We start from the raw sequence: 26989 nt of genomic DNA, 5'->3' as shown, positions 1-26989 counted from the left end.
GTGTCGCCATTATGGGAAAACCTGAGTGCTTTGGTCAACTATTACTCGGTGGCGGCGCTGTTGGCTCGCTGTCTGAATCGTTAGCAGAGGGCGCCGTTGAGCGCTTTTCGACGCTAGAGCAGGCGCTATCATGCTCATCCAGAATGTCGGCAAAATCTTCGTTGCGCAGCGCAGGCAAACGACCTTCGCGGTAGTCGCCGTCTAGTTTGCGCAAGGTCGAACACATGTGTTCAATGCGCTCATCCACCGCATGCATATGATCGAGCATCGCCTGCATCGAGCGTGCAACGGGGTCTGGCATGTCCTGGCTAACGCCGTACGCATCAAAGCCAAATTTCTGGCAGATGGCTTCACGGCGAGCCGGGTCGACGTCCAGGGCTTCTTCTACATCGGGGTCGGCGCGTTTAACAATCTTGCCCGGAATGCCGACCACCGTAGCGCCGGGGGGTACTTCTTTAGTGACCACTGCGTTAGAGCCAATCTTGGCCCCGGCACCCACGATAAAGGGGCCGAGTATCTTGGCACCGGCACCGACAATCACACCATCCTCAAGCGTTGGATGGCGTTTGCCTTTGTTCCAACTGGTGCCGCCGAGCGTGACGCCTTGATACAGCGTCACGTTATTGCCGACTAGAGCGGTTTCGCCAATCACCACGCCCATGCCGTGGTCGATAAAAAAGCGTCGCCCAATGGTAGCGCCTGGATGAATCTCAATGCCGGTCAGCCAGCGCGAGAAGGTTGATAGCGTCCGTGACAGCCATTTGAGATTTTTCTTCCACAGCCAGTGGCTGCAACGATGCAGCAGCAGCGCGTGCAGGCCAGGGTAGTTGGTCAGCACCTCAAGAAAGTTGCGTGCGGCGGGGTCGCGCTCAAATACACTGTTGATGTCTTCACGCAGGCGTTGAAACATAAGAAGTCCTTGGGAGCGACAACGAATTTTAGAGGATACTGCGATGTTGGGGCGTCTGCCGATGACTTCAAGCTACGCCGGCAATCAGCGCTAACGTCGCGGATTGCCGGCGGCTTTGTCGGTAGCCGATAGGATTCCACGCAAAATATTGATTTCCATGCGCTCAGGGCGGGCGCGCAAGTATAAGCGGCGTAGTCTCGCCATTAGCTGTCGCGGTTGGGCCGGGTCATGAAAATCAATGTCAATTAGCGTTCGCTCTAGATGCTCAAAATAGTGCTCGATCTCAGCGTGTGTCGCCAGCTCTTCTTCATCGACAGCTGCCGCTGGCGGCGTATCGACTTGGCCAAGCCACGCCATACGACACTCATAAGCCAGCACTTGAACCGCCGCTGCCAAATTGAGTGAGCTAAAATCAGCATTGGTGGGGATATGCACATGGGCATGGCATCGCTGTAGCTCAGCATTGGTAAGGCCGCTGTCTTCGCGCCCAAAGACCAGCGCGATGCGGGCGCCCTCGGGCTTACACTCTGCGGGCAGGCGGTCCGCTAATTCTCGCGGAGAGAGCATTGGCCAGGGTAGCGTGCGCGAGCGTGCGCTGGCGCCAACGGCTAAGGTGCAGTCAGCCACCGCTTCTTCTAGCGTTGCATGTACGCGCGCTTGATGAAGCAGGTGATCAGCCCCCGAGGCGCGGGAAATACTGTCCTGAGTCAGTACCTCACAACGTGGGGCGACGAGGGCTAAATCTGCTAAACCCATATTGTGCATGGCGCGTGCCACGCCGCCGATGTTGCCAGGATGGCTAGTGCCAATTAGAACAATGCGAATGCGCTCAAGCATGATAGGGCCCGGTGAATAGTGCTGGGTGATCAATAAGGCGTAAAACGCGCAGTCTAGCATGAGTCGATGGCATGCCCGAGAGCGGTCTGCTAGAATTGCGCCCCAAAGGCGACTAAACGCGCCTGCGCTTAGCGCTCTGTTGTTTGCTTTACACCCCGTTCTTTAACATCACTGTCACAAGGCCCGATCATGAATCCTATGGTCCAATTTACGCTGCGTGCTGCACGCGGCGCTGTTGAACATTTTATGCGTGTACGCGAGCGTATTGAAAACGCTCACGAAGAATTTAACCTTGACCGCCTGCTCGATGAGACGGCGCGCAAGGCCGAAGCAACGATTGTTCAGCAGTTGGAACGCGGTTATCCCCAGCACGGTGTTACCGGCCGCTTTACACCGCATAGAGCGGGTGAAGGCGAAGGGGCGGATGTCGTCTGGAAAATTGAACCAATGCACGGCTATTCCAATTTAGCCGTTGCCGGTACGGGCTTTGCACTGTCAGTGGTGTGTCTTATCAAAGGTCGTCCCGAGCACGCGGTGATTATTTCCCCGTTCGGCGACGATGAATATATCGCCAGCCGCGGTCGCGGCGCTCAGCACAATGACAAACGCATGCGCGTTAGCAAGCCCACTGCTATTACGGGTACGCGCATGGCGATGAGCCTACCGGAAGCCTGGCTGCGCACTCGTCATTTACCTGCCTACTTAACCGTTAGCCAACAGCTCGCCCCGCAGGTAGAAACATTGCTGGCGACGGGAAGCGGTCTCTTGGATTTGTGTGAACTCGCCTGTGGCCGCGTTGACAGCGCCTTCGTGCTGGGTCTGGAAGAGCAGGATATGCAGGTGGGTACGCTGTTCTTGAAAGAAGCCGGCGCCCTAATGGGTACACCTGACGGCCAGCCGACGGTAAAAGTAGAAGGGCTGCTGATGGCCGCTGGTCCACGCCTTTACAAGGCGCTGGTTAAACAGTTGACGCCGCACTTTTAAGGCGCGCTGCTCAGTTATGCACTTCGAATAAGTTAGTCACTTCGAATAAGTTAGGCGCTGCGAATAAAAAAGGCCCCTGCTGGGAAACCAGCAGGGGCCTTTTTGTAGGCTCGAGACACTCAGTTAAGAAAGGATGCCGTTAAGGCAGCTCTTCCTCTTCTTCGTCGGTTTCTTTTTTGGTCGGTATCAGGTCTTCTCGCGACAGCTTCAACGGCAGCAGTAGCGCTGCGGCAATGTAGATAGAAGAGAACGTGCCAACACCGATGCCAACCAGCAGCGCAATGGCAAAGTTTTCGATCATATCTCCGCCCAGCAGCAGCAGAGCGAGCAGCACCAGCATAGTGGTGCCCGATGTTGCCAATGTGCGGGAAAGCGTGGCGTTAATCGCTTCGTTAAAGATCTGCGGCATATCATCGATTCGAGAGGTTCGGATCATCTCGCGAATGCGGTCATAAACCACGATCGTATCGTTCAGTGAGTAACCGATCACCGCCAAAATGGCCGCCAGTACGGTAAGGTCAAACTCGAGCTGGAAGAGGGCAAAAACGCCCACTACGATCACGACATCGTGCAGCAACGCAGCCAAGGCGCCAATCGCAAACTTGTACTGAAAGCGCAGAGCGACGTAAAGCATGACGACGCCTAGCGCTACCAGCAGGCCTAGCCCGCTTTGGTCACGCAACTGGTCGCCTACCTGTGAGCCAACGAACTCAGCGCGAACAAGGTTCACGCTATCGCCACTCGCTCGCAGTAGGTTGACGACTTCGGCACCTACGTCAGCGTCAAACGCTTGCTGTAGGCGAATCAAAATTTCTGTCGATCCGCCAAACGTCTGCACGGAAACATCTTGAAAGCCGCTCTGTTCGAGCAGCACGCGAATTGCATCGAGTGAGGGCGCTGCGCCGTAGCGCACCTCAATCAGCGTGCCGCCGGTAAAGTCCAACCCCAGGTTGAGCTGCTGGAATAGGATGGCGCCAATCGACACAATTAATAGCAGGGCGGAAACGGCAAACGCGATGTTGCGCCGTCCCATAAAGTCGATTCGCAGGTGTGATAGGGGTTTCATTACCACCTCTTAAGTTCTGGGCTAAGCACACGAATTAAATCCATGCTTTTCAAATCCACAGCTTTTTGACGGGTTTGCTGCCATAAGCCAAGTTGACCATGGCGCGAGTCACCATTAGCGCGGTGAACAGCGATGTCAAAATACCGATAGAAAGCGTGACCGCAAATCCTTTAACCGGGCCGGAGCCAATCGAAAATAGGATAATAGCCACAAGCAGCGTGGTGATGTTGGCGTCAACAATCGAGGTAAACGCGCGTTCATAGCCTGCTTGGATCGCCTGCTGAACCGATAAACCGTTACGCAGCTCTTCACGTATTCGCTCAAAAATTAGCACGTTGGCATCCACCGCCATGCCTAGCGTCAGCACTATGCCTGCAATGCCTGGCAGTGTCAGCGTCGCGCCCAGCATCGACATTACCGCAACCAGCAGCGTTAAGTTCAGCGCCAGGGCAATGTTGGCGAACACGCCAAAGACTTTGTAGCGCACCAGCATAAAGATCACGATCAGCAGTAGACCGATCTGAACCGACAGCAGGCCTCGCTCAATGTTTTCAGCGCCCAGGCTTGGTCCAATCGTGCGCTCTTGCACAAAGTAGATAGGCGCTGCAAGCGAGCCAGAGCGCAAAAGCAGCGCAAGCTCGGAAGCTTCTGTTGGCGAGTCTAAGCCGGTGATACGAAAGCTGTTGCCTAACGCGCTTTGAATCGTGGCTAAGCTAATCAGGCCGCGCTCAACGTAAGGCTCGCGCTCAAGCGTTTCTTCGCCCGTTTCCGGGTCAACCACCACGGTGTCTTCGCTTTTATGCTCAATGAACAGCACCGCCATATTGCGGCCAATGTTGGTGCGCGTGGCGCGGTTCATCAGCGTGCCACCGGTGCCATCTAGGTTGATATTAACCTGGGGGCGGCCATTTTCATCAAAGCTATTGCTGGCACTGGAAACACTGTCACCAGTAATGATGACATCACGCATTAGCTCAGCGCTGCGTGCTGAATCATTCCGAAACGTCAGCGTTTCTGTTTCGTTAGCCGGCGTGTCGTTACGCGCCTCTAAGCGAAACTCTAGGTTGGCGGTTGCACCGACAATACGTTTCGCGGCAACGGTATCCTGAACACCAGGTAGTTCAACTACAATTTGATTGGGGCCTTGGCGCTGTACCATGGGCTCCGCAACGCCCAGTTCGTTGACCCGATTGCGCAAGGTGGTCAAGTTCTGGTTAATCGCGTAGTCCTGGATGCTGCTGACAGATTGATCGCTTAATGTCATGACTAAGCTAGATGCGCGGCCATCGCCTGCATTGGAATACTCAAAGTCAGGAAAATCGCGAGTGATCAGTCGGCGTGCCGTATCACGATCTTCAGCGCTGGCAAAGTCGATCGAGAGTGAGCGATCTTCTACGTCGGTATTGCGGTAGCGGATACGCTCGCTGCGCAGCAGCTCGCGCATGGCGCTGGCGTTAACTTCAAGGCGCTGGGTCAGTGCGGCGTCCATGTCCACTTCAAGCAAGAAGTGCACGCCGCCACGTAGATCCAGGCCTAACGTCATAGGCGAAGCAGAAAATGACTGCAGCCAACCAGGTGTGGCTTCAGCGAGATTTAACGCCACCGTGGCATCGCTGCCGAGTACGTCAGTGGCAATGTCGCGAGCGTTGAGCTGGTCATCGTCATGGCGCAGACGAATGAGCCATTGCCCGTTTTCTTCTTCTATCGCCTTGATGTCAATGTCGCTTTCAGTTAGCGCGGCTTCAACAAGGTTAATCTGACGTTCGTCCAGCGAATCGCCTTGGGCGCTGCTGATTTGGACGGCGGGATCTTCGGGGAATAGATTGGGAAGCGAGTAGATAAGGCCGACCGCCAGGACGACGAGTATCAGCAGATACTTCCACAGGGGGTAACGGTTGAGCATGCAAGCCCTGCCTTCAATTACAAACGGAATGCTGTGCACAGACACGCCGTGCACAGCAAAGTTCACCATCATTCATACCATGTCACCCCTGCCGGGGTGGCTGGCACTGTGTCGGCAGGGGTGTTGAAAGCATTAGATGGACTTAATAGTGCCTTTAGGCAGTACGGCAGCAACGGCATTTTTCTGCACGTTAACTTCGGTGCCTTCAGAGATCTCGATGGTCAGGAATTCGTCGCTCACTTTAGAGATACGACCTACCAAGCCGCCGCCGATGACAATTTCATCACCTTTGTCTAAATTAGTGACCAGCTGCTTGTGCTGCTTGGCACGTTTGGCTTGCGGGCGCCACAGCAGGAAGTAGAAAATCAGTACGAAGCCGACCAGCATGACGATTTGCGCAATACCACCGCCACCGGCGGCTTCTTGGGCATGGGCTGGTGAGATGAAGAAATCCAGCATTGCAGAGAACTCCTGAGTTAGAAAAGCGTGGTTTAAAAGCTTAGGTTTAGAAAAGCTTAGGTTTAGAAAACATGGGTCTAAAAAACATGGTTTAGAAAAATATAGCCAAACAGTTTAAACCACGCGCCAAGGCACGTGGCGATTAATTCGTTAGATTTGTGCTAGGGGAGGCACTGGCAGGCCGCGCCGAGCATAGAAACCTTCCACAAAGGCCGTCAATGTACCCGCTTCAATTGCCGCGCGCAAATCAGCCATTACACGCTGGTAGTAACGTAAGTTGTGAATGGTGTTAAGCATTGCGCCGAGCATTTCATTGCAGCGGTCTAAGTGGTGCAAATAGCCCCGTGAGAAATGCTGGCAGGTATGGCAATCGCACTCTTCATCAAGCGGACGCGTGTCAAAGCGGTGCTTGGCGTTACGAATTTTGACCGTGCCATCAGACGTGAACAGGTGGCCGTTACGCGCATTGCGGGTAGGCATGACGCAATCGAACATATCCACGCCGCGGCGCACGCCTTCCACGAGATCTTCAGGCTTGCCGACGCCCATTAAGTAGCGGGGCTTGTCATCGGGCATCCAGGTGGGCAGGTAGTCGAGAACCTTGATCATCTCTTCTTTAGGTTCGCCGACGGAAAGCCCGCCAATCGCTAGGCCATCAAAGCCGATTTCCAGCAACCCTTTCAGCGAACGTTCGCGAAGCTCGGGATGCATGCCGCCTTGAATAATGCCAAACAGGGCAGAAGATGACTCGCCGTGGGCATCACGTGAACGCTTGGCCCAGCGCAGCGATAGCTCCATGGACTTTTCGGCTTCCTCAAAGGTTGCCGGATAGGGCGTGCATTCGTCGAAAATCATGACCACGTCGGAACCCAGTGAGCGCTGAACCGCCATGGACTCTTCCGGCCCCATAAAGACTTTGCTGCCATCGACCGGCGAGCGGAAGTGCACGCCCTGCTCGGTGATTTTACGCGTTTTGCCCAGCGAAAAGACTTGGAAGCCGCCGGAGTCGGTGAGAATCGGCTTGTCCCACTGGGCGAAATCGTGCAGGTCACCGTGGGCTTCAATTACCTCGGTGCCGGGGCGTAGCCACAGGTGAAAGGTATTGCCCAGGATGATTTCAGCGCCGATCTCTTTAATCGAGTCGGGCGTCATGCCTTTTACCGTGCCGTAAGTGCCGACCGGCATAAACGCAGGTGTTTCAACCGTGCCGCGGGGAAAGTGCAGGCGACCGCGGCGTGCGCGGCCATCCTCAGCCAGGCGTTCAAAGCGCATAAAACATTCGTTTCGCATAAAAATAACTCGTTAATCTCGCTCGTTTGGCGCGGCTTGTGCTGGGTTGATAAAGCAATCACTAGCGGGTCAATAGCATGGCGTCGCCGTAGCTAAAAAATGCATAGCGTTCGGCCACCGCCTGCTGATAAGCGTGCATGATGGTGTCGTAGCCTACAAAGGAAGAGACCAGCATCAGCAGGGTGGATTCAGGCAAATGGAAGTTGGTAATTAAAGCATCCACACAGCGCCATTGATAACCGGGATAGATAAAAATGTCGGTATCGCCGCTGTACGGCGCGATCTGCCCATCGCTGCTTTTTTGGCAGGCGCTTTCCAGGCAACGCACGCTCGTCGTCCCCACGGCCACAACCCGCTTGCCAGCCGCCAGGGTGTCACGCACCTGTTGGCAGGTAGCCTCAGAGACTTCAATCCACTCGCTGTGCATGTGATGCTCAAGGATATTATCCACGCGCACCGGCTGAAACGTACCGGCGCCCACATGCAGCGTCACAAAGGCACGATTAACCCCTTTGTCAGCGAGGGCGTCCAGCAGCGGCTGGTCAAAATGCAGCCCTGCAGTGGGTGCCGCTACTGCACCGTCACGCCGCGCATACACGGTCTGGTAGCGCTCACGGTCGCTGAGCTCATCTTCACGGGTAATATACGGTGGCAGCGGCATATGGCCGTGTTTTTCAAGCAGCGCAATCATTGGCGTGTCGCCTAAAAAGCGCAGTTCGAACAGCGCGTCGCGGCGGCCTTCTACAATAGCGTGAACATCACCTTCAAAAATCAATTCCGTGCCGGGCTTAGGTGATTTACTAGAGCGAATATGCGCCAGGCCGCGGTGAGCATCCAGCGGGCGTTCAAGCAGCATTTCTATTTTTCCGCCGCTTGCCTTGTGGCCGTGCAGGCGCGCGGGAATGACGCGAGTATCGTTGAACACCAGCAGGTCGCCAGGTTCCAAAAGCGCCAGCAAATCAGGAAAACGACGATGCTCCAGCGCGCTGCTTTGCCCATCCACGCACAGCAGACGGCAGTCGCTACGCTGCTCAGAAGGGTAGCGAGCAATTAACTCGTCGGGTAGCTCGTAATGAAAATCCGCGCGCTGCATGGTGTATGACTCTTAACGTTGATCAAACAGGCGACATAGGATAGCGCTTTGGCTGGATAAAGTCAGTCGATGCGATTGACCTACCTCAATTTTTACGTATAATGCGCATCCATTGCCGGTATGGCGGAATTGGTAGACGCAGCGGATTCAAAATCCGCCGCCTTTACGGGTGTGCCAGTTCGAGTCTGGCTACCGGCACCAAATACTAAGGGCTTAGCGTTCATCGCTAGGCCCTTTTTAGTGCCTGCAATGTGTGTTTTCTCCTCTGAGAGCCTGCATTTATTCGCTTTTTCTTCGCTAGCCGTTTTATAGTGCTTATTCAGTATTCGATGAAAGACGGACTCTCGCCATGGCCCTTTTTGAGCTGTATAGCCGCAACCTTGCCCATGAGCAGGTGGCGCATACTCACGATTTTCATCAGCTTATCCTGGCGACCTGCGGCGTGACTGAGCTTTCGATGGAAGGGCTGGGGGAGCGGGTAACCGCCCGCCGAGGCTGCCTGATTCCCTCTTCGCGCCATCATGAGTTTCAAGGCGATGGAAGCAATCGTACGCTTGTGTTGGATATTCCCGTTGCGCACTTGGCGCTACTCGAACAAGGCGGCGAAATTGAGCGCCTTTTCGATAAGCCGCGTTTTTTCAGCGTTCCCCCAGCTTTAAATCAGCTGACTCACGCTTTGGCGCATCAGTTGGAGCAGTGCCCTGCACTACAAAATGAAATCGCGATCTTGTTGCTGCGCGCGCTTTACATGTATTTGCAGGATGCCACGCCGACGGCCGTCGCGCAGTTGGGGCAGCACTGTATTAGTGAACGCTTGGATCTCGCTCGCTTAGACGCGTGGCTGGACCAGCACTTGGCCGATGACGTTCGTGTGGATCAATTGGCCTCTTTGTGCGCCTTGAGCCCGGGACATTTTCACAGCTGTTTTCGTGAGCTTACCGGCGTCACGCCGCTGGCATACGTTCAGCGCAGGCGTTTAGAGCATGCCCGAAACTCAGTACGGCATAGCACGCTGAGTCTTGGGCATATCGCTATGCTGGTAGGCTTTCGTGATCAAGGCAGTTTCTCCCGCGCCTATCGCCGCTACTTTGAGATCGCCCCTTCATCTGATCGTTAATCCCCATCGCCTACCGCGCTTTATCTTGTTTACATGACTTACGGGCAAATCTATCGCAGTGTCGGGCAAGTAATTTGCCCAGTAGCGCTTTAGTCTCTTAAGATCTTAATTTTACCGGAGAGACCCGATGAGCGTTACTTACCAAGACAGCAATGCGCGCATGAGCCAAGTGGCTATTCACAACGGCACCGTTTATCTCGCAGGCCAGGTTCCCCCCGATGCTACTGCAGATATGCGAGGCCAAACTGAACAAGTGCTGTCGCGCATCGACCAACTGCTCGCTCAAGCCGGCACCTCTAAAGAACACCTGATCTCAGCACAGATCTGGGTGACGAGCATGGCAGAATTCGACCAAATGAATGCCGCTTGGGATGCGTGGGTCGCTCCCGGTCGTCCGCCCGTGCGCGCCGCGCTTGAAGCCCAGCTCGCCAAGCCTGAGTGGAAAGTTGAGATTATGGTCGTTGCCGCACTGCCGGAGGCCTAATATGCGGGTCATCTCTGCTGAGGAGGTCGCTCGCCACCTGACCTGGAATGGCTTGATAAAGCGGCTGCAAACGACGTTTGTAGAGGGCATTGAGTCGCCTCCCCGCCATCATCATGCGATGCACCGGTCTGACGGCGAAGCCACGATGCTACTCATGCCCGCTTGGGAAACAGCGGGCTATATCGGCGTCAAAATGGTCAACGTCTTTCCACAAAACGCCGATCACGGTATTCCCGCTATTTCGGGTCTTTACCTGCTCAGCGAAGGTAAACACGGCCAGCCGTTGGCCTGTATTGATGGTAGCGAACTAACGCGTCGCCGTACCGCGGCAGCGTCTGCGCTGGCGGTTAAAGCGTTGGCGAATGAGGCGGCAGAAACGCTGCTGGTCGTGGGCACCGGCAAGCTGGCACCCATGGTGATTGAGGCTCATGCCAGCGTGCGACCGATCAAGCGCGTGATGATTTGGGGGCGCAATAGTAGCAAGGCAGCGGCGATTGCCGACGAATACGCTGGGCGCTTTGAAACACAGGTAGTTGAAGATTTGGCTGCAGCCGTCGCGCAAGCTGACATTGTGAGCTGCGTCACGCTTTCGACTCAGCCGATTATCAAAGGCGAGTGGCTTACGCCGGGGACGCATCTTGATTTGATCGGCGCTTTTCGACCGCAGATGCGTGAAACCGATGCTGAGTGTTTGCGCCGTGCACAGGTATTTGTGGATACCTATGCCGGCGCTAAAGGCGAGGCGGGCGATATCCTTCAAGCTATAGAAGAAGGTGCTTTTCGCTTTAACGATATTAAGGCTGAGCTTGCCGAAGTGCTGTCCGGCACAAAGCCGGGGCGTTCTGATCAAGCCGCCATCACGTTATTCAAATCGGTGGGTGCCTCACTTGAAGATTTAGCCGCGGCTATTGAAGTATGGGAATCACTGCCCGATTAACGCTGCATAAATAACGTAACAGGTTGATACTGATAATAAGACGCTAGACATAACAACCTGTTACGTCACAACGCCAGTCATAACGAAGACCAACTAATAATCAAAACGAGGTGTGTTATGAAAACGAATCAATCCTTGCTAATTGCCGCCCTGGCAGCACTGCCCTTGGCCATTGCAAGCGCCAATGCCCAAGCGCAGTCCTATGAAATGGTGATTGCCACTCAGATTCCGGAAGATATGAGTAACAACGAAATCTATCCGGCACTGATGCATTTTAAAAACCTGGTGGAAGCGCGTACCGACGGCGACCTTGAGGTCAATATCTTCGGCGGCGGTCAGCTAGGTTCAGAAGTTGAGAACGGTTCGGAAGTGCAGGGCGGGCGCACGCTGCAGTCGACGATTATTACCGCAGGCGCGATGTCATCGTTTTACGAAGACTATCAAATGGTCACGGCGCCGTTCCTGTTCACTAACTGGCGCCAAGCATGGACCTTTTTTGACAGCGAGTGGTTCGCTGACTTTATGTCCGGCACGATTGAAGCGGCCAATATGCGTTACCTGGGCACCTTTGATGACGGTGGTGGTTTCGTCGCCTTTACCAATAACGTGCACTTGATTAAGACCGTCGAAGATTTAGAAGGGCTTAATATTCGCACCGAAGAAAACCCAGCTCACGTCGCGATTATGCGCTCGCTAGGCGCCTCTGCAACGCCACTGCCTTGGGGCGAGCTGATCACTGCGCTGGAAACCGGGCTTGCCGATGGCCAGTTCAATGCGCCGGTGCTCAACACCACGTTTAACTTTGATGCCGTCACCGACTACACCACGCTTACCGGGCATGTGTATAACAGCGCCCCGTGGGTCATCAGCGAGTCCTGGTATCAGTCTTTGCCTGAAGACTACCAGCAGGTGCTTATTAGCTCTGCGCGCGAAGCCATTCAGCTGAGTCACGGCATGTCAGGAGCGCTGGCAACGACGAGCTGGGTGGAATCCTGTGAACGCTTCGTCGAATGCTACTTAATGCCTGACTCAGAGCGCGAACGCATGGCCGATATTGCCCGCCCGGCATGGCAAACGTGGATCGTCGATGACTTTGGTATGGACGAGACCCGCGTGCAGGGCCTGCTTGATGAAGTCGCGCGCGTCGGCCAGCAAGTGGCAGACGATGACTACCGCATTTATGGTCAATAACAGCAGGGTCAGTAAGAGCTGGGTCAATAAAACCAGGGCCAATAACTGCTGGATCATTAACGGCTAATTCTTAACCAACGCTGGAGCGGCTGTTATGCGCTCCAGCGTGAGGGATGGTGATGGGTGTATTAAAACCTTTGCGCCGGCTAAGCGATAGCATCAATCAGGTGGCCATTGTGGTCTGTGTGGGCTGTATCCTGGCAATGTTGGGGATCTCGTTTACCGCCTTTCTTTATAAGCTAGCGACGGGCAGCACGCTGAGCTGGACCTACTCGCTGGCACGCCTCTTTCTACCGTGGATCGGTTTTCTTTCCATGACCATTTCGCTGCGCTACGGCGAACATGTGGCCATGACGCTGCTGATACGCAGCCTGCCAAAACTCCTAGTGCAAATCGGAGCAGGGCTCTGCCTGGCGGTGATCGGCTTGTTTGCACTCATGCTGATTTGGTATGGCTGGGGCTACTTCACTAATGCCACTCAGGTTTACATGGTCTCCGACCAAATTCGTATCCCCAGTAAGGTTACCGCCATCGTGGTGCCGATTAGCGGCGTCATTATGCTGCTCCACTTGGTGCATGGCTTCTCCTTGCTAGAGCACTTTTTAGATGAGAGCGAGATGATTGACGAGCTCATTGAAATCAATGACGGGGAGAACCGCTCATGACGCCCGCGATTCTAGTATTCGTATTGCTATTATTTATTGGTGCGCCCGTTGCGGTGGTGATGGCGATGTCGGGGCTAGCGGGTGGTTTCGCACTGGGCGGTGAGCGCATGCTGGGTATTATTGCCGACCGCATGTTCTCGGGCGTATCCGGCTTTCTATTGATTGCCATTCCCTATTTTATCTTTACCGCTGAACTGATGAACCAGGGTGGGCTAACCCATAAGCTGATCGCGTTTAACAATGCCTTATTCGGCCGTGTGCGCGGGTCGCTTTCCCATGTCAATATTTCAGTATCGGTGTTTTTTGCTGGTCTAACCGGCGCCGCCGTCACGGATACCGTGGCGATTGGTAAAATCATGATCCCCGAGATGAAGAAACAGGGTTACGACGCCGAATATGCCGCCGCCGTCACCGCCTGTTCATCGATCATTGGGCCGATCATTCCCCCCAGCGTGGTTATGGTGGTGTACGCCACGCTGCTGCGGGATATTTCGGTGATCGATCTGTTTGCGGGGGGGATTATTCCCGGGCTGTTAATGGCATTAGCTCTGCTGGGAATGAGCTTTTTTCTAGCCTGGAAACGTAACTATCCTAAGCAGGCCCCGACGCCGTTTAAGGCCGCAATGATCGCTCTACTGGTCGCGCTTCCTGCGATGGTAGTGCCGCTGATTATCATGGGCGGTATTCTCTCCGGGCTTACAACGATTACGGAAGCCTCCGGCTTTGCGGCCGTTTATGCGATTATCATTGGCACCGTGTTCTATCGCAATCTTACCTGGCGAAAAATATGGGACTCGCTGGTGACCACCGTGCGCTTTTCAGGCGTGGTGTTCTTTCTATTGGCAACGTCTGCGGTGCTGGGCTGGTTTGTCACACGCTCGGGTATTGCCCGAGACGCCGCCAGCTTGATTACCACCTTTAGCGATATGGCCTTTGTGCAACTAATGCTGGTATGCCTGCTACTGTTAATCATAGGCACGGTGATGGATGTATTGCCCGCGTTAGTCGTGATTGCCCCGGTGTTAGTCCCCGCGATGATTCAGCTTGGCTTTGACCCTTTGCACTTCGCTATTTTGATGATTGTGGTGCTGAATATCTCCAATGTGACGCCGCCGGTAGGGATGACGCTAATGACCGCCGCGCGAATAGCCGAAGTGCCTTACGAGCGAGCAATTATTGCCTCGCTACCGTTCTACGTCTCGTTTCTGGTGGTGATTGTGCTGCTAGCCGCATTTCCAGCGCTTTCCACCTGGATTCCTTCTTTACTCTAATGGGCTACCAGGGGTTGTACGAAACGTCATCGGACGCAGGCCGTTCTCGTCAAGAACCTAAGGATTGCGAACTTAATCATGAAATGCTTCTACCATCCCGACCAAGCCTCTCATGCACCGCCAACGTTTTTACTGCGCGGGCAGCCTGCGCCGTCACCGGAAGGTCCGGTGCGCGCGGAGCTGCTCTCGCAAGGTTTGGCTAGCGTAGGGCTTACACTTACAACGCCTAGCGAAGCGGATTCTCCTCGGCTGCGTAAGCGCTTAGAGCAGATTCATACGCCGCGCTACCTGCAGTTTTTGGAGACTATTTACGCGCGCTGGCAGGCGCTGCCTAACGCAGCCGCGTTTGTCGCGCCGAATATTCATCCTTGCGGGGGCGGCCACCATTACCCGCGCCATCCTATTGGCCAAGCGGGCTGGCATCTGCACGATATGGCCTGCCCGCTAGGAGCTACAAGCTTTCGGGGCGCGCTGGCCTCCGCTGCGACGGCTGAAGCCGCTGCAGAAGAAGTGCTTAACGGTGCGCCAAATGCCTACGCCCTATGTCGCCCGCCGGGCCATCACGCTGGGCCTGAGCGCGCGGGTGGCTTTTGCCTACTCAATAACGCCGCGCTGGCAGCCACGGTGCTGCGTGAGCGCTTTGCCAAGGTGGCGATCATTGATGTGGATCTTCATCACGGCAACGGCACCCAGGATATTTTTTATGCCCGCAGTGACGTGTGGACCGGTTCGCTGCACGCCGACCCCAGCGACTTCTACCCGTTCTTTTGGGGCGGTGCCGATGAAGAGGGCTGTGGCGAGGGCTTAGACGCTAACGTGAATTTGCCTTTATCAGTCGGAAGCGATGGCGAGGTCTTTCTAGATGCGTTGGCGGTGTTAATTGATCACCTTCAGAGCTATGCACCCGATGCAGTGGTAGTGGCGCTGGGACTGGATGCCCATAAAGACGACCCGTTAGCCGGCTTGAACGTGGAAACCGACGCCTTTGTCGATGTGGGCAAGCGCTTAGCCGCGCTGTCGCTGCCCACGGTGATTATTCAGGAAGGTGGCTATCCTACTGAGCATTTAAGCGTCAACTTAGCCGCCTTTATGCAGGGCTTTGCGCCATGAAGGCAACCGGCTTTTACTGGCATGAGCGCTGCTTTTGGCATGACCCAGGGGCGATAGGCGTATTTTCCGCACCCGGTGAGTTTTTACAGCCCCAGGCGGCGTCTGAAAGCCCGGAGAGCAAGCGTCGGTTAAAAAATATTCTCGAAGCCAGTGGGTTGATTGATGAGCTTCACGTCGTGAAGCCACCAGCAGCGATGGTTGATGATCTGCTGCGTTTTCACACCCCGCGCTATTTAAATCTGCTTCAGGCGGGCGACAAAAGCCAAGGCGGTAACGGTGGCGACTGTGCGCCCTTTATGCCCGGCAGCTGGGCGGCGGCTACTCAGTCGGCGGGTTTGGCGGTGGCGGCTGTTGAGGCGGTAGCGCGGGGCGACGTAAGCAACGCTTACGCACTATGCCGCCCGCCTGGCCACCACGCAGAAGCCGATCAAGGCCGCGGTTTTTGCCTACTGGGCAATATTCCCGTGGCGGTGATGCGCGCTCGTGCCTTGGGGCAGGTGAAACGCGTGGCGATACTCGATTGGGATGTTCACCACGGCAACGGCCAGCAGGCTGCCTTTTACAGCGAGCCTGACGTATTCACGGTGTCGCTCCATCAAGCGGCTAACTACCCGCTGGAAACCGGTAGCTTTGACGAGCAGGGCGAAGGCCCCGGCCTCGGCGCCAATCTTAACTTACCGCTGCCGCCAGGCTGTGGCTTGGGCGCCTATGCGCACGCCATGGAAACGCTGGTACTGCCTGCGCTGGAAGCCTTTGCGCCTGAATTGATCTTGGTGGCCTGCGGCTATGACGCCTGCGCCAAAGACCCGTTAGGCAAAATGCTGCTCAATAGCGAAGCGTTCGCCCGCATGACTGCCCAGCTGAAAGCACTGGCCGAGCGCTGCTGCGAAGGCAAGCTGGTAGTGATACACGAAGGCGGCTACTCGGAGGGCTACGTGCCGCTATGCGGTCACGCGGTTATCCAAACCCTGGCGGGCAGTACGACGACCGTACCCGACCCGCAAAACGATGAAATTGCCGCGTGGGGCTATCAGGCCCTGCAACCGCACCAGCAGGCCTTAATTGAAAGCTGGTGCCAACAGTGGGAGCAAGCAAAACGATGACACCGCTTGATGATCGCGATGGCTGGATTTGGCTAGACGGCGAATGGCGTGAGTGGCGCGACGCTAAGGTTCACCTGTTTACCCACACCCTGCACTACGGCATGGGCTGTTTTGAAGGTGTGCGTGCTTATGCCGGCGCTACGGGCACGCATCTGTTCCGCGTCGCTGAACACACGCGCCGCTTGGCAGAAAGCGCGCATGCGCTGGACATTCCACTGCCGTTTAGTGAGGCAGACATCATCACTGCTCAGCGCGAGTGCCTGAGTAAAAATAGCCTAACCAATGCCTACCTAAAGCCCACCGTGTTTTTAGGTTCAGAAGGCTTGGGGCTGCGCGCTCAGGGGCTCAGCACTCACCTGATGGTGGCAGCGTGGGATTTAGGCCCATACATTTCACCGCAGGCGGCCACCCGCGGGCTGCGGGCCCTGACCTCTTCCTGGGCGCGTCACCATGTCAATATCAGCTTATGCCGGGCCAAGACGAGCGGGCACTACGTTAACTCGATGCTCGCGCTCAATACCGCCGTGAAAGCCGGGTTTGATGAAACCATTATGCTTGACCCCGAAGGCTATGTGGCCGAGGCCTCGGCGGCTAACGTCTTTTTGCTGCGCGATGGCGTACTGCACACGCCGGAAGTGACGTCGTGCCTGCAGGGCATTACCCGGGATAGCGTGATTCAGTTAGCGCAAAAAGTGCTGGGCATTGAAGTGCGTGAGCGGCGGATTACTCGCGATGAGCTATATACCGCTGATGAAGCGTTCTTAACCGGCACCGCCGCTGAGATACTGCCGCTGCGCGAGTTGGATGGGCGGCGTATAGGCGCCCGTGCTGGCGCGCCACCGGCCAATGAACCCATCCATCCAGACAGCGTGACGGCTCAGCTGCAAGGCTTATACCGTCAGGCGGTGCGTGGCGAGCTGGATGATTTTAGACATTGGCTAACGCAGGCTTAAGCGTTAATCGCAGCTTCTAATGCCGCTAGTCTTCCTGGTTCCAGCGCTGCTTGCACGGCGGTAATACGAATGATGTTGGCAAGCGCCGGGTGTGCCAATCGAGCCACTAACACGCCTTCGGCGAGCAGCTGCTGATGCACCTCGGCGGCGAGTTCGGCGCTGGGTAGGCGAATGCCAACAAAGTTCGTGGCGCTAGGCAGTACGTCGGCACCCAGCGCGCGAAAGTGCGCTGCCAACTGCTCGCGGCGCGCTTTCACATCGGCCACGTGCTGGTCGACCTCGTCAGGATGGTCGAGCACCACTTCCGCGGCCACTAGCGTTAACGACGACACCGCATAGTGAATGCGCACTTTCATCATCATCGCCAGCACGTCAGGGTCAGCGATGGCGTAGCCAATGCGCAGGCCAGCCAGGCCATGGGCCTTGGAGAGCGTACGCAGTCGTATCACGCCGGGCAGTGCTTGGGCAGTAAACTCGCTGTTAGCATCGTCGCGAAAATCTCCATAGGCTTCATCTAGCAACAGCCAGCAGGTATCGGGCAGCGCTTCACGCAGCTGCACAATCGCGCTGTCGCTGTGTAAGTGGCCGCTGGGGTTGTCGGGATTGGCTAAGTACACCAGTCGTGCATCTTCTTTATGCGCCGCAGCGACTATCGCTTCGAGGTCGGGCGCCAGCAAGCCAGGTGCCTCAGCGTAGCTGGGCTCAACCAAGCGGCATCCCTGGCCAAGCGCAAAATAGCCAAAGGTGGGGTAGGTGCCGGCGGTGCAGATGACGGTCGCGCCGGGTTCACAGGTCGTGCGCAGGGCCAGGGCAATAAGGCTGTCGGCGCCAGCATCGACCAGCAGCGTTTCAAGTGCCATACCATGCTGGGCGCTCAGGCGCTGGCGCACGCCGAGCGCCTCGGCGTCGCCGTAGCAGTAAACGTGTTCGGCTAGGGCATCGCCAAAGTACTCGCGTAGCGCACGGTGGGGCATGTCCAGGCCTTCGTTAGAGCCCAGTCGATGAGGGATCTCCTTTCCGATGCGGCGCTCTAACACCTTGATGCCAGGAAACGGGTTAACAGGGCCTTCACTGGTTAAGTGCTCGGGATAGCGGGGCATAGCGGTTCCTAAAAGCGGGCTCAAAAACAGTCGTAATGATCAGCGTTGGGCGTTTCGTTAAAGCACTTTACCGCGATTCAATAGATTGAGCGGGTCTAGCGCTTGCTTGAGGGTCTGCATCAACTCGATCTCGGCGCTGGCGCGGCAGGTGCTTAGCCACGGGCGCTTTTCTAGGCCAATGCCGTGCTCCGCGGACACAGACCCGCTAAGTGCAGTCAGCGGCTCATAAACCATGGCTTCGACTTCACGGCGAATCTCGATGGCATCGTTGCCCGTACTCACGGAAATATGCAGATTGCCATCGCCTAAGTGTCCAAACACCACTAGCCGCGCCTCTGGCCAGCGCTGCGTTAGCTGCGTTTCCAGCGCGAGGGTGTAGCGCTGCATATCGGCAATCGGCAGGCTAACATCGAACGTAAATACCGGCGCTAGGCCTTTAACGAGCCCTTCAATGTCTTCACGAACGGCCCACAGCCCATCACGCTGGGCGTGAGACTGGGCGATCACCGCATCGACGATCAGCTCGCTTTCGAGCGCGCTTTCCAATGCTTCGCTGAACTGGTTGGCATTGCGCTCAGCGTCGCTGCCCAACGATTCAATGATGACATAGAAGGGGTGATGCGTTGGAATCGGTGGGGTATGGCGCCCTAGCGTGTCTGTCAGCAGGCGGTAGTGGTTTTGCCACATGACCTCAAAGGCGCCGAGGCTTCCGCCTAGCGCTTTGCCCATATGGCTGAGCAGGCCGGTTAGCGCTTCAAACGAAGGGCAGGCCACCATCGCCGTCTGCTCGCTAGGTGTCGGAGGCTGCAGGCGCAGCACGGCGCGGGTCACAATGCCCAGGGTGCCTTCGCTGCCAATAAACAGCTGTTTTAAATCGAATCCTGCGTTGTTCTTAAGCATGCGATTCATCGAGCTAACCACACGGCCATCGGCCATCACCGCCTCCAGGCCGAGCACCTGCTGGCGCATCATGCCGTAGCGAATCACCCGTACGCCGCCTGCATTGGTGGCGATATTGCCGCCGATCGTACAGCTGCCGCGGGCGCCTAAATCCAGCGGAAACTGTAGGCCGACTTCTCGCGCTGCTTCTTGCACCCGTTGCAGCGGTGCCCCGGCTTGCACGGTGAGCGTGCCGCCCACTTGATCAATCTCTTCAATGGCCGTCAGGCGTTCGAGTGAGATCACCAGCTCGTCAGGGCTTGCTTCAGCACCGTGTACTAATCCGGTTAATCCGCCGTGAGTGACTACCGGCTGCTGCACCTCATAACAGGCGCGCATGACCGCAGCCACCTGCTCGGTGTTTGCAGGGCGAACGAGCGCCCCTGCCTGGCAGGGCGCGCCGGTCATCCAGTCGACGCTGCGGCTGTGCACATCGTTGCCGGTCAATACATGGGCAGGGCCAACAATGGCACGCAGTGCCTCCAGGGATATCTGCATTGGTTATCCTTACTGATGATTAAATAGGCGCGGCTATGAATGGTTAAGCCGTCGCTGCTACAGGCGCTTCACGGCCTGGAATCGCCTTAAGAAGCGCTTGAGTATACGCTTCGCGCGGAGCGAGAAATATTTGCTCAGCGCTGCCTTGCTCAACAATGCGGCCATGCTGCATGACGACAATACGATCGCAAATATGCGCCGCCACGCGCAGGTCGTGAGTGATAAAGAGCAGCGATAAAGAGAGGCGCTGCTTCAGTTCTTCCAGCAGCTCCAGCACCTGAGCCTGAATGGACACGTCCAGCGCTGAGACGGCTTCATCCGCGACGATCAGCTCTGGATTCAATGCCAGCGCTCTGGCAATGCCAATCCGCTGGCGCTGGCCACCGGAAAATTCATGCGGGTAACGCTCTATCGCCCCGGCGCCCAAGCCGACCATGTCCAGCAGTTCACCTGCCTGCTTAAGCGCCGCCGCTTTGGGCGTGCCGTTAGCAATCGGCCCTTGTGCAATCGCCATGCCCACTTTGGTACGCGGGTTGAGCGAGGCGTAAGGGTCTTGAAAAATCATCTGCACTCGGTGGCGCTCGCGGCGCAGCGCATCGCCTTTAAGCTGCGAAAGGTTGATGCCATCCAGCAGCAGTTCGCCGCTATCAGGATGCTCAAGCCTCACCACGCAGCGGCCCAAGGTAGATTTGCCCGAGCCGGATTCGCCCACAATGCCCACGGTTTCACCCCTAGCTAAGGTGAGTGAAACATCCTCTAAAGCACGCACTTCGCGGGAAGGTTTGAGCCAGCCGCCTCGGGAACGAAACACTTTGTTGAGCTGCTTGATCTCCAGCAGAGGCGCTACCTGGCTGGTCTCGCGGTGCGGTGGTACCGCGTTGCTGGGAATCGCTGCGATCAGCGCCTGAGTGTAGGCATTCTGAGGCGTCTCCAGCACCGCTTTCGCATCACCTAGCTCTACTATTTTTCCGTGGCGCATCACGCAAACACGGTTGGCGACTTCAGCGACGACGCCAAAGTCGTGAGTAATAAACATGACTGACATGCCGCGGCGGCTTTGCAAATCGCGAATCAGCTCCAGAATCTGCGCCTGGGTCGTGACATCCAGCGCCGTGGTGGGCTCATCGGCAATCAGTAGGCTAGGCTCCAGCGCCAACGCCATGGCGATAATCACCCGCTGGCGCTGTCCGCCGGAAAGCTCGAATGGATAAGCGCGAATGGCTTTTTCGGGCTGCGGAATACCGACTTCAATTAACAGCTCCAGCGCACGCGCCTGGCGCTCTTTGGGCGTCAGCTGGCCGTGGGCTTCAAACACTTCGGCAATTTGTGCGCCTACCCGCATCAGCGGGTTAAGAGCGGTCATGGGTTCCTGGAAAATCATGCCAATTTTCAGGCCCCGCAGGGCGCGGTGCTGCTTTTCCGTCAGGGCGAGTAGATTTTGCCCTTCAAACATTATCTCGCCTTGGGTGGGGCGCACGCCTTTCGGCAGCAGGCCCATCACCGCATTGGCGGCCATTGACTTGCCGGAGCCTGATTCACCGACCACACACATAATTTCGCCGCGCTTTACGTCGTAGCTAACATTCTCTACCGCTAGGGTGCGATCGGCGCCTTTAGGTAGCGCAATACTGACATCGCGAATGCTAAGTACGCTTTCTGTTGATGCTTCATTCATAACAAGCACTCCAGCCATAACAAGCGCCTAGCGCTCGCGGGAAAGTTTAGGATTCAAAGCATCGTCTAGCCCTTCACCCACGAGATTTAACGCGAGTACCGTCAGTAAAATGGCTACCCCCGGAAAGAAGCTTAGCCACCATGCCTGGCGAATCACCGTACGCGCCGCTCCAATCATATAGCCCCAGGACATCACGTTAGGATCACCCAAGCCCAGAAACGACAGCGCCGATTCCAGCAAAATAGCGGTGGCCACCATTAATGACGCCAGCACGATAATGGGCGACAGCGTATTGGGCAGAATCTGGCGCAGGATAATAGTGCTATTGGATTGGCCAACTAAGCGCGCGGCCTCGACATATTCACGGTTGCGCAGCGACATAAACTCAGCGCGCACCAGGCGGGCCACCGGTGGCCAGCTGACAATCGCAATCGCCAGCACTATTGAGGTGATGCTGGGCTGCATAATCGCCACCAGCACGATCGCCAGGGCGAAGTTGGGAATTGTCTGAAAAAACTCGGTAAAGCGCATCAGTATGTCGTCAACTAACCCGCCGTAGTAACCGGCAATCGCACCCAGCGGAACGCCAATAAGCAGCGCCACACTGGTCGAAACTAGCCCAATCAAAAGCGATACCCAGGCGCCGTGCATTAAGCCGGAAGCCACGTTGCGACCCATGGTGTCGGTGCCTAGCGGAAACCCATCTTGCGAGAGCGGTGGCAGAAAGGGCCGCTGCACCATACGCCAGGGCGACTCAGGAAACAGCAGCGGGGCGAGTATGGCCATCGCGATAATCGCCAGCAAAATAATCAGCCCTACCAGGGCGCCACGGTTTTGCGCGAAGCGTGCGAAAAAGCTCATGCGGCCCCCTTCTTGATGCGTGGATCAGCCAAGCTGTACACCACATCAGTGATTATATTGAAGACGATGACCAAGGCCGCCGAGAAGAAGAAAATGCCCAGCAGCAGGTTGTAGTCGCGCTGCTCTAGCGCTTCGAACATGAGGCGCCCAATGCCGGGCCAGGCAAACACGGTTTCGGTTAGAATCGCCCCGCCCACCATTTGCCCCGCTTGAAGGCCTGCTAGCGTGATAATCGGCAGCAGCGCATTACGCAGCACATGGCGGCGCTGAATAATGCTCGGTTTTAAGCCCTTGGCCCGGGCGGTTTTAACGTAATCCTGCTGAGCGGCATCGAGCATTGATGTGCGCGTCATTCGGGTATAAATCGCCATAAAGAACAGCGCTAAGGTTGTCGCAGGAAGCACCAGGTGTTTGGCGACATCAAGCGCCAGCGCAAAGCCGGTATGGCCTGCGCCAACGGTGTAAAGGCCGTAGGCCGGCAGCCAGCCCAAGTAAACCGAAAACACCACCACTGACATCAGCGCGACCCAGAACAGCGGCGTGGCATAAAACACCAGCGCCAGCGCCATAATGATCGAGCCAGAGGGCTTTTTAACCCGCGCTGCCGCCATCGAACCCGCGACGATGCCGAGTACTAACGAAAGCACAAAGGCCGTGCCGGTGAGCAGTAGCGTAGCGGGCAGGCGCGCCATAATCAGGTCAAACACCGGAACGCCAAGGCGGTAGGAGTAGCCGAAATCGAGCATGGCGATGCCCGACACGTAGCGCCAGAGTTGAACATACATCGGCTGGTCGAGGCCGAAGCGCTCGCGCAGCTGATTGAGGAACTCTTGGTCTGCAGCGCCCGCTTGGCCAGCCAGAATGGATGCTGGGTCACCAGGGGCCAACTGAATCAGTAAAAAGTTAAAAATAACGATTAAAAACAGCACAATAACAGCTTTAAAAAGCCGCATGAGTATTAAGCGAGCGTAAACCATGGGCACATTCCTGACGTAGCTGAAACGCCCACCCAGCGCGTAATGCCTGGGTGGGGCTAGGCATTTGCTAAAAACTAGCGGTCTAGCCAGGCATCCTTAAAGCCGTCGTTAACGCCTACGCTAGACGTCACCAGGTTCTTCACATCACAGCGGTATAGCGTCGGAAACCCTAGCTCCATCAGCCAGCCAACGGGTACATCTTCATGGAGGATTTCTTGGACTTCGCGGTAAAGCGCCTCGCGTTCTGCGTCAGGAAAGGCCGTGGCTGCTTCGTTAAACAGCTCGTCAACGCGTGCATTTTCGTAGCCTTCAACGTTATTCCAGGGCGACCCTTTGGCAATATTGTCTGAAAGATAGGTACGTGAAATGCCCAGCGCCGGGTCACCGTATTGGTACAGGTAGGTGAAGGCCAAGTCATAATCCCAGTCGCCCAAGCGCTGGTTCCAGCCGCCCACGTCGGTAGCTTGAGTGCTGACGTTAATGCCCACTTCGCGCAGGTTTTGCTGCACGGCTTCGGCCCAACGGGTCCAGGTTTCACCGTAAGGCAGTGGCAGAATGGTGATCTCTTCGCCGTCGTAGCCCATTTCTTCTAGCAGCTCACGGGCACGATCTGGATCGTAGTCGTAGGGTTCTAAATCTTCATTCTGGAAGCGCGCGTTAGAGCCAAAGGCAGAAAGCGGTACTTTACCCAGGCCGTTCCACAGCACATCGCGGGCGAACTCCCGATCCATGGCGTACATCACCGCTTGGCGGAAGCGTTTATCCGCAGTGGGGCCTTCGCGGTTATTCATCCATAGCATCGAGTAGGGGCTAAAATACTCGTGGCCCTCTTCGGTCATGCAAACGTTATCCATTTGCGCTAAGCGAGGAATATCGAAGTTTTCGACGGTGCCGCTAGGCAGCACATCGATACTCTCATTTTCAAATGAGACTGCGCGGGATGCCCCGTCAGGAATGATGTGCCAGTTAATGCCGTCCAGGTAGGGCAGGCCGTCTTCGTAATAGTCTTCGTTTTTGACCAGCTCGATAACCGTGCCGCGCTCCCAGTTAGCGAATTTAAACGGGCCAGTGCCAATCGGGTGGTCGTTGTGCTCGTTATTACGGAAATCAGTGCCGGCGTAAAGGTGCTCGGGCACCATGGTGAAGGTGCCCGCTTCAAAAGAGAGCAGGAACGGGCCAAAGGGTTGAATCAGGGTAAAGACCACGGTGTGGTCGTCGGTGGCCTCAATGCTTTCAACGTGCTGTAACACCGCCCGTGCGCTGGGGTTTAACTCGCGGTGGAATACATCGGCAGAGAAGACAACGTCATCCGCGGTGAAGGCTTCGCCATCGTGCCAGGTAACGCCTTCGCGGAGGTGAAAGGTATAGGTGCGGCCATCTTCACTGACGTCCCATGACTCTGCCAACTGCGGCATCGGCTCAAGATCAGTGGAGTAGCGTATGAGCCCTTCGTAAATATTGCCTGACACAGTGCGCGTGGGAGCATTTTGAACCATGCCTAGCACCAAGCCTGGCGGCTCTGGCTGAATAATCGTGTTAACAGTTCCCCCCAGCTTCGGCTCATCAGCCAGGGCGGCAGAGGTAAAAGCGAGTGCTGCAGCGGAAATAGCCAACGCTAAAGTTTTTTTCATGTTTCCTGCTCCTCAGTTATTAGCACGTAATGAGTTTACGTAGTCGTTAGGCGAGCGAGGCGTGGCGTGTTAGGCCCAGTTGTGATGTTTGTTGTAAGCCTTCTTTGAAAATAGCAGCATGTGGTAAAACTGTCGACAGTCGGCAATCGTTCGTCGACAAGAAGGTTTTTTTCGTCATACTGAAGAAAACGCGTCATACCCCATGAGTAACGTTTATGGTCTCATCAACGGTGCCTCCCAAGGCCTTTATTCAACAGCAAAACTTAGCCGAGCAAGTTGCCGACTACTTGACCCAAGCGATTGTTAAGCAGCATTTTTTGCCCGGTGAGCGGCTTTCAGAAGTGCAGCTTTCCCGCGACTTGGGCGTTAGCCGTGCACCGGTGCGTGAGGCGGCGCGCCTGCTGGAAAGCCGCGGGCTGCTGATCTCAAAACCCCGGCGCGGCTTCTTTGTAAGGGCGTTGAATGCCGTTGAACTCGAAGATGCCTTTGATTTTCGGCTGTGCCTGGAGCGCCATGCGATTCATCGCCTAGTTGGCCGCTATACGCCCGATGCCCAGCGCGCGTTAAAGCAACAGGTAGAGGTGCTCTGTGAGGCCGCCGCCGGTAACGACGGCACGCGCCGTATTGAAGAAGATCTGCAGTTTCATCGCTTAATGCTGCACTACGCCGGTAATGAGCGGCTGCTGCGCGCCTTTGACGACTTGAGCCATGAGCTGCGCTTATGCATTACCTTAATTACCAAAACGCACGAAGCCCCCGACACCATTGCGACCAGCCACTTCAAACTGCTCGATGCGCTGGATAGCGGTAGCCCTGAGGCTTGCCGCGAGGCAATTGACTACCATATCGGCGTGGCCCGCGATTCCGTGGTAAAGGGCGTGGGCGAAATAGGGGAGCATCCCGATGAAAACATTCTTCCACGCTGAGCAACTGCTCCATCAGCCGCAAACCTACTTCTCCCGCGGAAAAATGCGCACGCCCCAGGAAATGCCCGAGCGCGCCACGCAGTTACTGGCAGCCGCTAAACGTCTTGGTTTTGATGTTCAAGACCCTTCGGACTACGGCGTGGCGCCGCTAAGGGCGGTCCATTCGTTTGCCTATCTGCGTTTTCTTGAAAGTGCCTATCGGCGCTGGCATGAGCTTGACGAAGACTGGGGGGAAGAGGTCATCTCCAACATCTTCGTGCGCTCGCCCAACGCCCTGCGCGGCATATTGGCAGAAGCCGCTCGCTACCTGGCAGACGGCAGCGCACCGGTGGGCCAGCACACCTGGCCGTCGGCCTACTGGTCAGCGCAAAGCGCGGTGGCCGGTGCCGAGGCCCTGCTGGCGGGTGATCGGTTTGCCTATGCGCTATCGCGCCCGCCGGGTCATCACGCCGGCATCGACTCCGCCGGTGGCTTTTGCTTTCTCAATAATGCCGCCATTGCCGCGCAGCATCTTAAAACGCGCTACCCGCGCATCGTGGTGTTAGACCCCGATATGCATCATGGGCAGGGTGTTCAGGAAATTTTCTACCAGCGCGACGATGTGCTGTATATCTCGATCCACGGCGATACCACTAACTTTTACCCCGCAGTAACCGGCTTTGAAGACGAGCGTGGGCAGGGTGCCGGGCTGGGCTACAACCTCAACCTACCGATGCCCCACGGTTCACCAGAATCGGTGTTTTTTGATCGCCTGGAGCAAGCCTGCCAAGCCATTCGGCTATTTGAACCCGATGCGATAGTGCTGGCGCTGGGATTCGACATTTACGCGCTTGACCCCCAAGCCAAGGTGACTGTTTCAACCCCAGGGTTTTGTGAGCTAGGCCGTAAAGTAGCCGGCTTGAACGTACCCACGCTGGTGGTGCAGGAAGGCGGATATTACCTTGAAGGATTAGAAGCCAACGCGGTGAGTTTCTTTGCAGGGTTGCTGGGCACCGCTTGATACTGGTGG

25 protein-coding genes and 1 tRNA gene are annotated in these 26989 nt (G+C 56.2%); 13 read left to right on the top strand and 13 right to left on the bottom strand.

From position 1 onward, the window contains the following. Window positions 1–34: 34 nt before the first annotated feature. Entirely contained in the window at window positions 35–910 is an 876-nt protein-coding gene (gene cysE / locus ACT3RP_RS03615; RefSeq protein WP_192535990.1) for a serine O-acetyltransferase, read from the bottom strand. 90 nt (window positions 911–1000) lie between these two features. Next, a complete protein-coding gene (locus ACT3RP_RS03610) occupies window positions 1001–1747 on the bottom strand; it encodes an RNA methyltransferase (RefSeq protein WP_483393267.1) in 747 nt (248 codons plus the stop codon). A 189-nt stretch (window positions 1748–1936) separates the two neighbouring features. On the opposite strand from ACT3RP_RS03610, the gene ACT3RP_RS03605 reads away from it, so the two are divergent. Next, a complete protein-coding gene (locus ACT3RP_RS03605) occupies window positions 1937–2731 on the top strand; it encodes an inositol monophosphatase family protein (RefSeq protein WP_096282058.1) in 795 nt (264 codons plus the stop codon). 139 nt (window positions 2732–2870) lie between these two features. Here ACT3RP_RS03605 and secF read toward each other — a convergent pair whose 3' ends face one another. From secF to queA, 5 genes are all read right to left on the bottom strand, one after another. Beyond that, on the bottom strand, window positions 2871–3797 hold the full coding sequence (secF, locus tag ACT3RP_RS03600; RefSeq protein ID WP_483393266.1) for a protein translocase subunit SecF: 927 nt from the start codon (window positions 3795–3797) through the stop codon (window positions 2871–2873). Window positions 3798–3846: 49 nt separating this feature from the next. Then, window positions 3847–5700 (bottom strand): protein translocase subunit SecD, encoded by a 1854-nt coding sequence (gene secD, locus ACT3RP_RS03595; protein WP_483393265.1) that lies wholly within the window; start codon window positions 5698–5700, stop codon window positions 3847–3849. A 132-nt stretch (window positions 5701–5832) separates the two neighbouring features. Further along, window positions 5833–6159: a preprotein translocase subunit YajC gene (yajC, locus tag ACT3RP_RS03590; RefSeq protein WP_096282056.1), complete on the bottom strand. Its 327-nt coding sequence runs from the start codon at window positions 6157–6159 to the stop codon at window positions 5833–5835. A 150-nt stretch (window positions 6160–6309) separates the two neighbouring features. Beyond that, window positions 6310–7431, bottom strand: coding sequence for a tRNA guanosine(34) transglycosylase Tgt (gene tgt / locus ACT3RP_RS03585; protein WP_483393358.1), 1122 nt, complete (start codon window positions 7429–7431; stop codon window positions 6310–6312). 79 nt (window positions 7432–7510) lie between these two features. After that, window positions 7511–8542, bottom strand: coding sequence for a tRNA preQ1(34) S-adenosylmethionine ribosyltransferase-isomerase QueA (gene queA, locus ACT3RP_RS03580; protein WP_444672111.1), 1032 nt, complete (start codon window positions 8540–8542; stop codon window positions 7511–7513). A gap of 114 nt (window positions 8543–8656) precedes the next feature. Here queA and ACT3RP_RS03575 point away from each other — a divergent pair. The 10 genes from ACT3RP_RS03575 (at window position 8657) to ACT3RP_RS03530 (ending at window position 17373) form a co-directional block, all read left to right on the top strand. Then, window positions 8657–8743: transfer RNA gene (locus ACT3RP_RS03575), tRNA-Leu, on the top strand. A gap of 148 nt (window positions 8744–8891) precedes the next feature. Further along, the gene (locus ACT3RP_RS03570; protein ID WP_483393264.1) at window positions 8892–9659 is read left to right on the top strand and encodes a helix-turn-helix transcriptional regulator; all 768 of its coding nucleotides are present in this window, start codon (window positions 8892–8894) and stop codon (window positions 9657–9659) included. A gap of 127 nt (window positions 9660–9786) precedes the next feature. Next, complete coding sequence (locus tag ACT3RP_RS03565; protein ID WP_441686726.1) at window positions 9787–10143, top strand: RidA family protein; 357 nt, start codon at window positions 9787–9789, stop codon at window positions 10141–10143. A gap of 1 nt (window position 10144) precedes the next feature. After that, window positions 10145–11080 carry a bifunctional Delta(1)-pyrroline-2-carboxylate/Delta(1)-piperideine-2-carboxylate reductase gene (locus tag ACT3RP_RS03560; RefSeq protein ID WP_483393263.1) on the top strand — a complete coding sequence of 312 codons (936 nt, stop codon included), beginning with the start codon at window positions 10145–10147 and terminating at the stop codon, window positions 11078–11080. 117 nt (window positions 11081–11197) lie between these two features. Continuing rightward, the gene (gene dctP / locus ACT3RP_RS03555; RefSeq protein WP_441686724.1) at window positions 11198–12271 is read left to right on the top strand and encodes a TRAP transporter substrate-binding protein DctP; all 1074 of its coding nucleotides are present in this window, start codon (window positions 11198–11200) and stop codon (window positions 12269–12271) included. Window positions 12272–12390: 119 nt separating this feature from the next. Next, window positions 12391–12936 (top strand): TRAP transporter small permease, encoded by a 546-nt coding sequence (locus ACT3RP_RS03550; RefSeq protein ID WP_444624437.1) that lies wholly within the window; start codon window positions 12391–12393, stop codon window positions 12934–12936. Then, window positions 12933–14207: a TRAP transporter large permease gene (locus tag ACT3RP_RS03545; protein ID WP_441686722.1), complete on the top strand. Its 1275-nt coding sequence runs from the start codon at window positions 12933–12935 to the stop codon at window positions 14205–14207. Before ACT3RP_RS03550 ends, ACT3RP_RS03545 begins: the two co-directional genes overlap by 4 nt. Before the next feature lie 78 nt (window positions 14208–14285). Further along, a complete protein-coding gene (locus tag ACT3RP_RS03540; RefSeq protein WP_483393262.1) occupies window positions 14286–15317 on the top strand; it encodes a histone deacetylase family protein in 1032 nt (343 codons plus the stop codon). Then, complete coding sequence (locus ACT3RP_RS03535; RefSeq protein ID WP_483393261.1) at window positions 15314–16420, top strand: class II histone deacetylase; 1107 nt, start codon at window positions 15314–15316, stop codon at window positions 16418–16420. The genes ACT3RP_RS03540 and ACT3RP_RS03535 overlap by 4 nt, the downstream gene beginning before the upstream one ends. Next, window positions 16417–17373 (top strand): branched-chain amino acid transaminase, encoded by a 957-nt coding sequence (locus ACT3RP_RS03530; protein WP_483393260.1) that lies wholly within the window; start codon window positions 16417–16419, stop codon window positions 17371–17373. Before ACT3RP_RS03535 ends, ACT3RP_RS03530 begins: the two co-directional genes overlap by 4 nt. Here the strand turns inward: ACT3RP_RS03530 and ACT3RP_RS03525 are convergent. The 6 genes from ACT3RP_RS03525 to ACT3RP_RS03500 form a co-directional block, all read right to left on the bottom strand. Then, window positions 17370–18473 (bottom strand): pyridoxal phosphate-dependent aminotransferase, encoded by a 1104-nt coding sequence (locus ACT3RP_RS03525; RefSeq protein ID WP_483393259.1) that lies wholly within the window; start codon window positions 18471–18473, stop codon window positions 17370–17372. The two genes, ACT3RP_RS03530 and ACT3RP_RS03525, sit on opposite strands and share 4 nt — an antisense overlap. A gap of 57 nt (window positions 18474–18530) precedes the next feature. Continuing rightward, window positions 18531–19910, bottom strand: coding sequence for an FAD-binding oxidoreductase (locus ACT3RP_RS03520; RefSeq protein ID WP_483393258.1), 1380 nt, complete (start codon window positions 19908–19910; stop codon window positions 18531–18533). A 43-nt stretch (window positions 19911–19953) separates the two neighbouring features. Further along, window positions 19954–21585, bottom strand: a complete 1632-nt coding sequence (locus tag ACT3RP_RS03515) for an ABC transporter ATP-binding protein (protein WP_483393257.1) — start codon at window positions 21583–21585, stop codon at window positions 19954–19956. A gap of 27 nt (window positions 21586–21612) precedes the next feature. Continuing rightward, a complete protein-coding gene (locus ACT3RP_RS03510) occupies window positions 21613–22446 on the bottom strand; it encodes an ABC transporter permease (protein WP_441686742.1) in 834 nt (277 codons plus the stop codon). After that, window positions 22443–23423, bottom strand: a complete 981-nt coding sequence (locus ACT3RP_RS03505; RefSeq protein ID WP_301733444.1) for an ABC transporter permease — start codon at window positions 23421–23423, stop codon at window positions 22443–22445. The genes ACT3RP_RS03510 and ACT3RP_RS03505 overlap by 4 nt, the downstream gene beginning before the upstream one ends. Before the next feature lie 74 nt (window positions 23424–23497). Next, window positions 23498–25054 (bottom strand): ABC transporter substrate-binding protein, encoded by a 1557-nt coding sequence (locus ACT3RP_RS03500; RefSeq protein WP_483393256.1) that lies wholly within the window; start codon window positions 25052–25054, stop codon window positions 23498–23500. A 215-nt stretch (window positions 25055–25269) separates the two neighbouring features. Between ACT3RP_RS03500 and ACT3RP_RS03495 the strand changes: the two genes are divergently transcribed. Together ACT3RP_RS03495 and ACT3RP_RS03490 are read left to right on the top strand one after the other, a co-directional pair. Further along, the gene (locus ACT3RP_RS03495) at window positions 25270–25980 is read left to right on the top strand and encodes a GntR family transcriptional regulator (protein ID WP_483393255.1); all 711 of its coding nucleotides are present in this window, start codon (window positions 25270–25272) and stop codon (window positions 25978–25980) included. Beyond that, window positions 25958–26980, top strand: coding sequence for a histone deacetylase family protein (locus tag ACT3RP_RS03490; protein WP_483393254.1), 1023 nt, complete (start codon window positions 25958–25960; stop codon window positions 26978–26980). The genes ACT3RP_RS03495 and ACT3RP_RS03490 overlap by 23 nt, the downstream gene beginning before the upstream one ends. Window positions 26981–26989: the final 9 nt, after the last annotated feature.

The organism is Halomonas sp. AOP5-B2-8 (assembly GCF_052376475.1).
Classification (GTDB): Bacteria; Pseudomonadota; Gammaproteobacteria; order Pseudomonadales; family Halomonadaceae; genus Vreelandella; species Vreelandella casei.
Note: the sequence above shows the minus strand (reverse complement) of the source record. Positions and strands in the feature narration are given on the sequence as shown.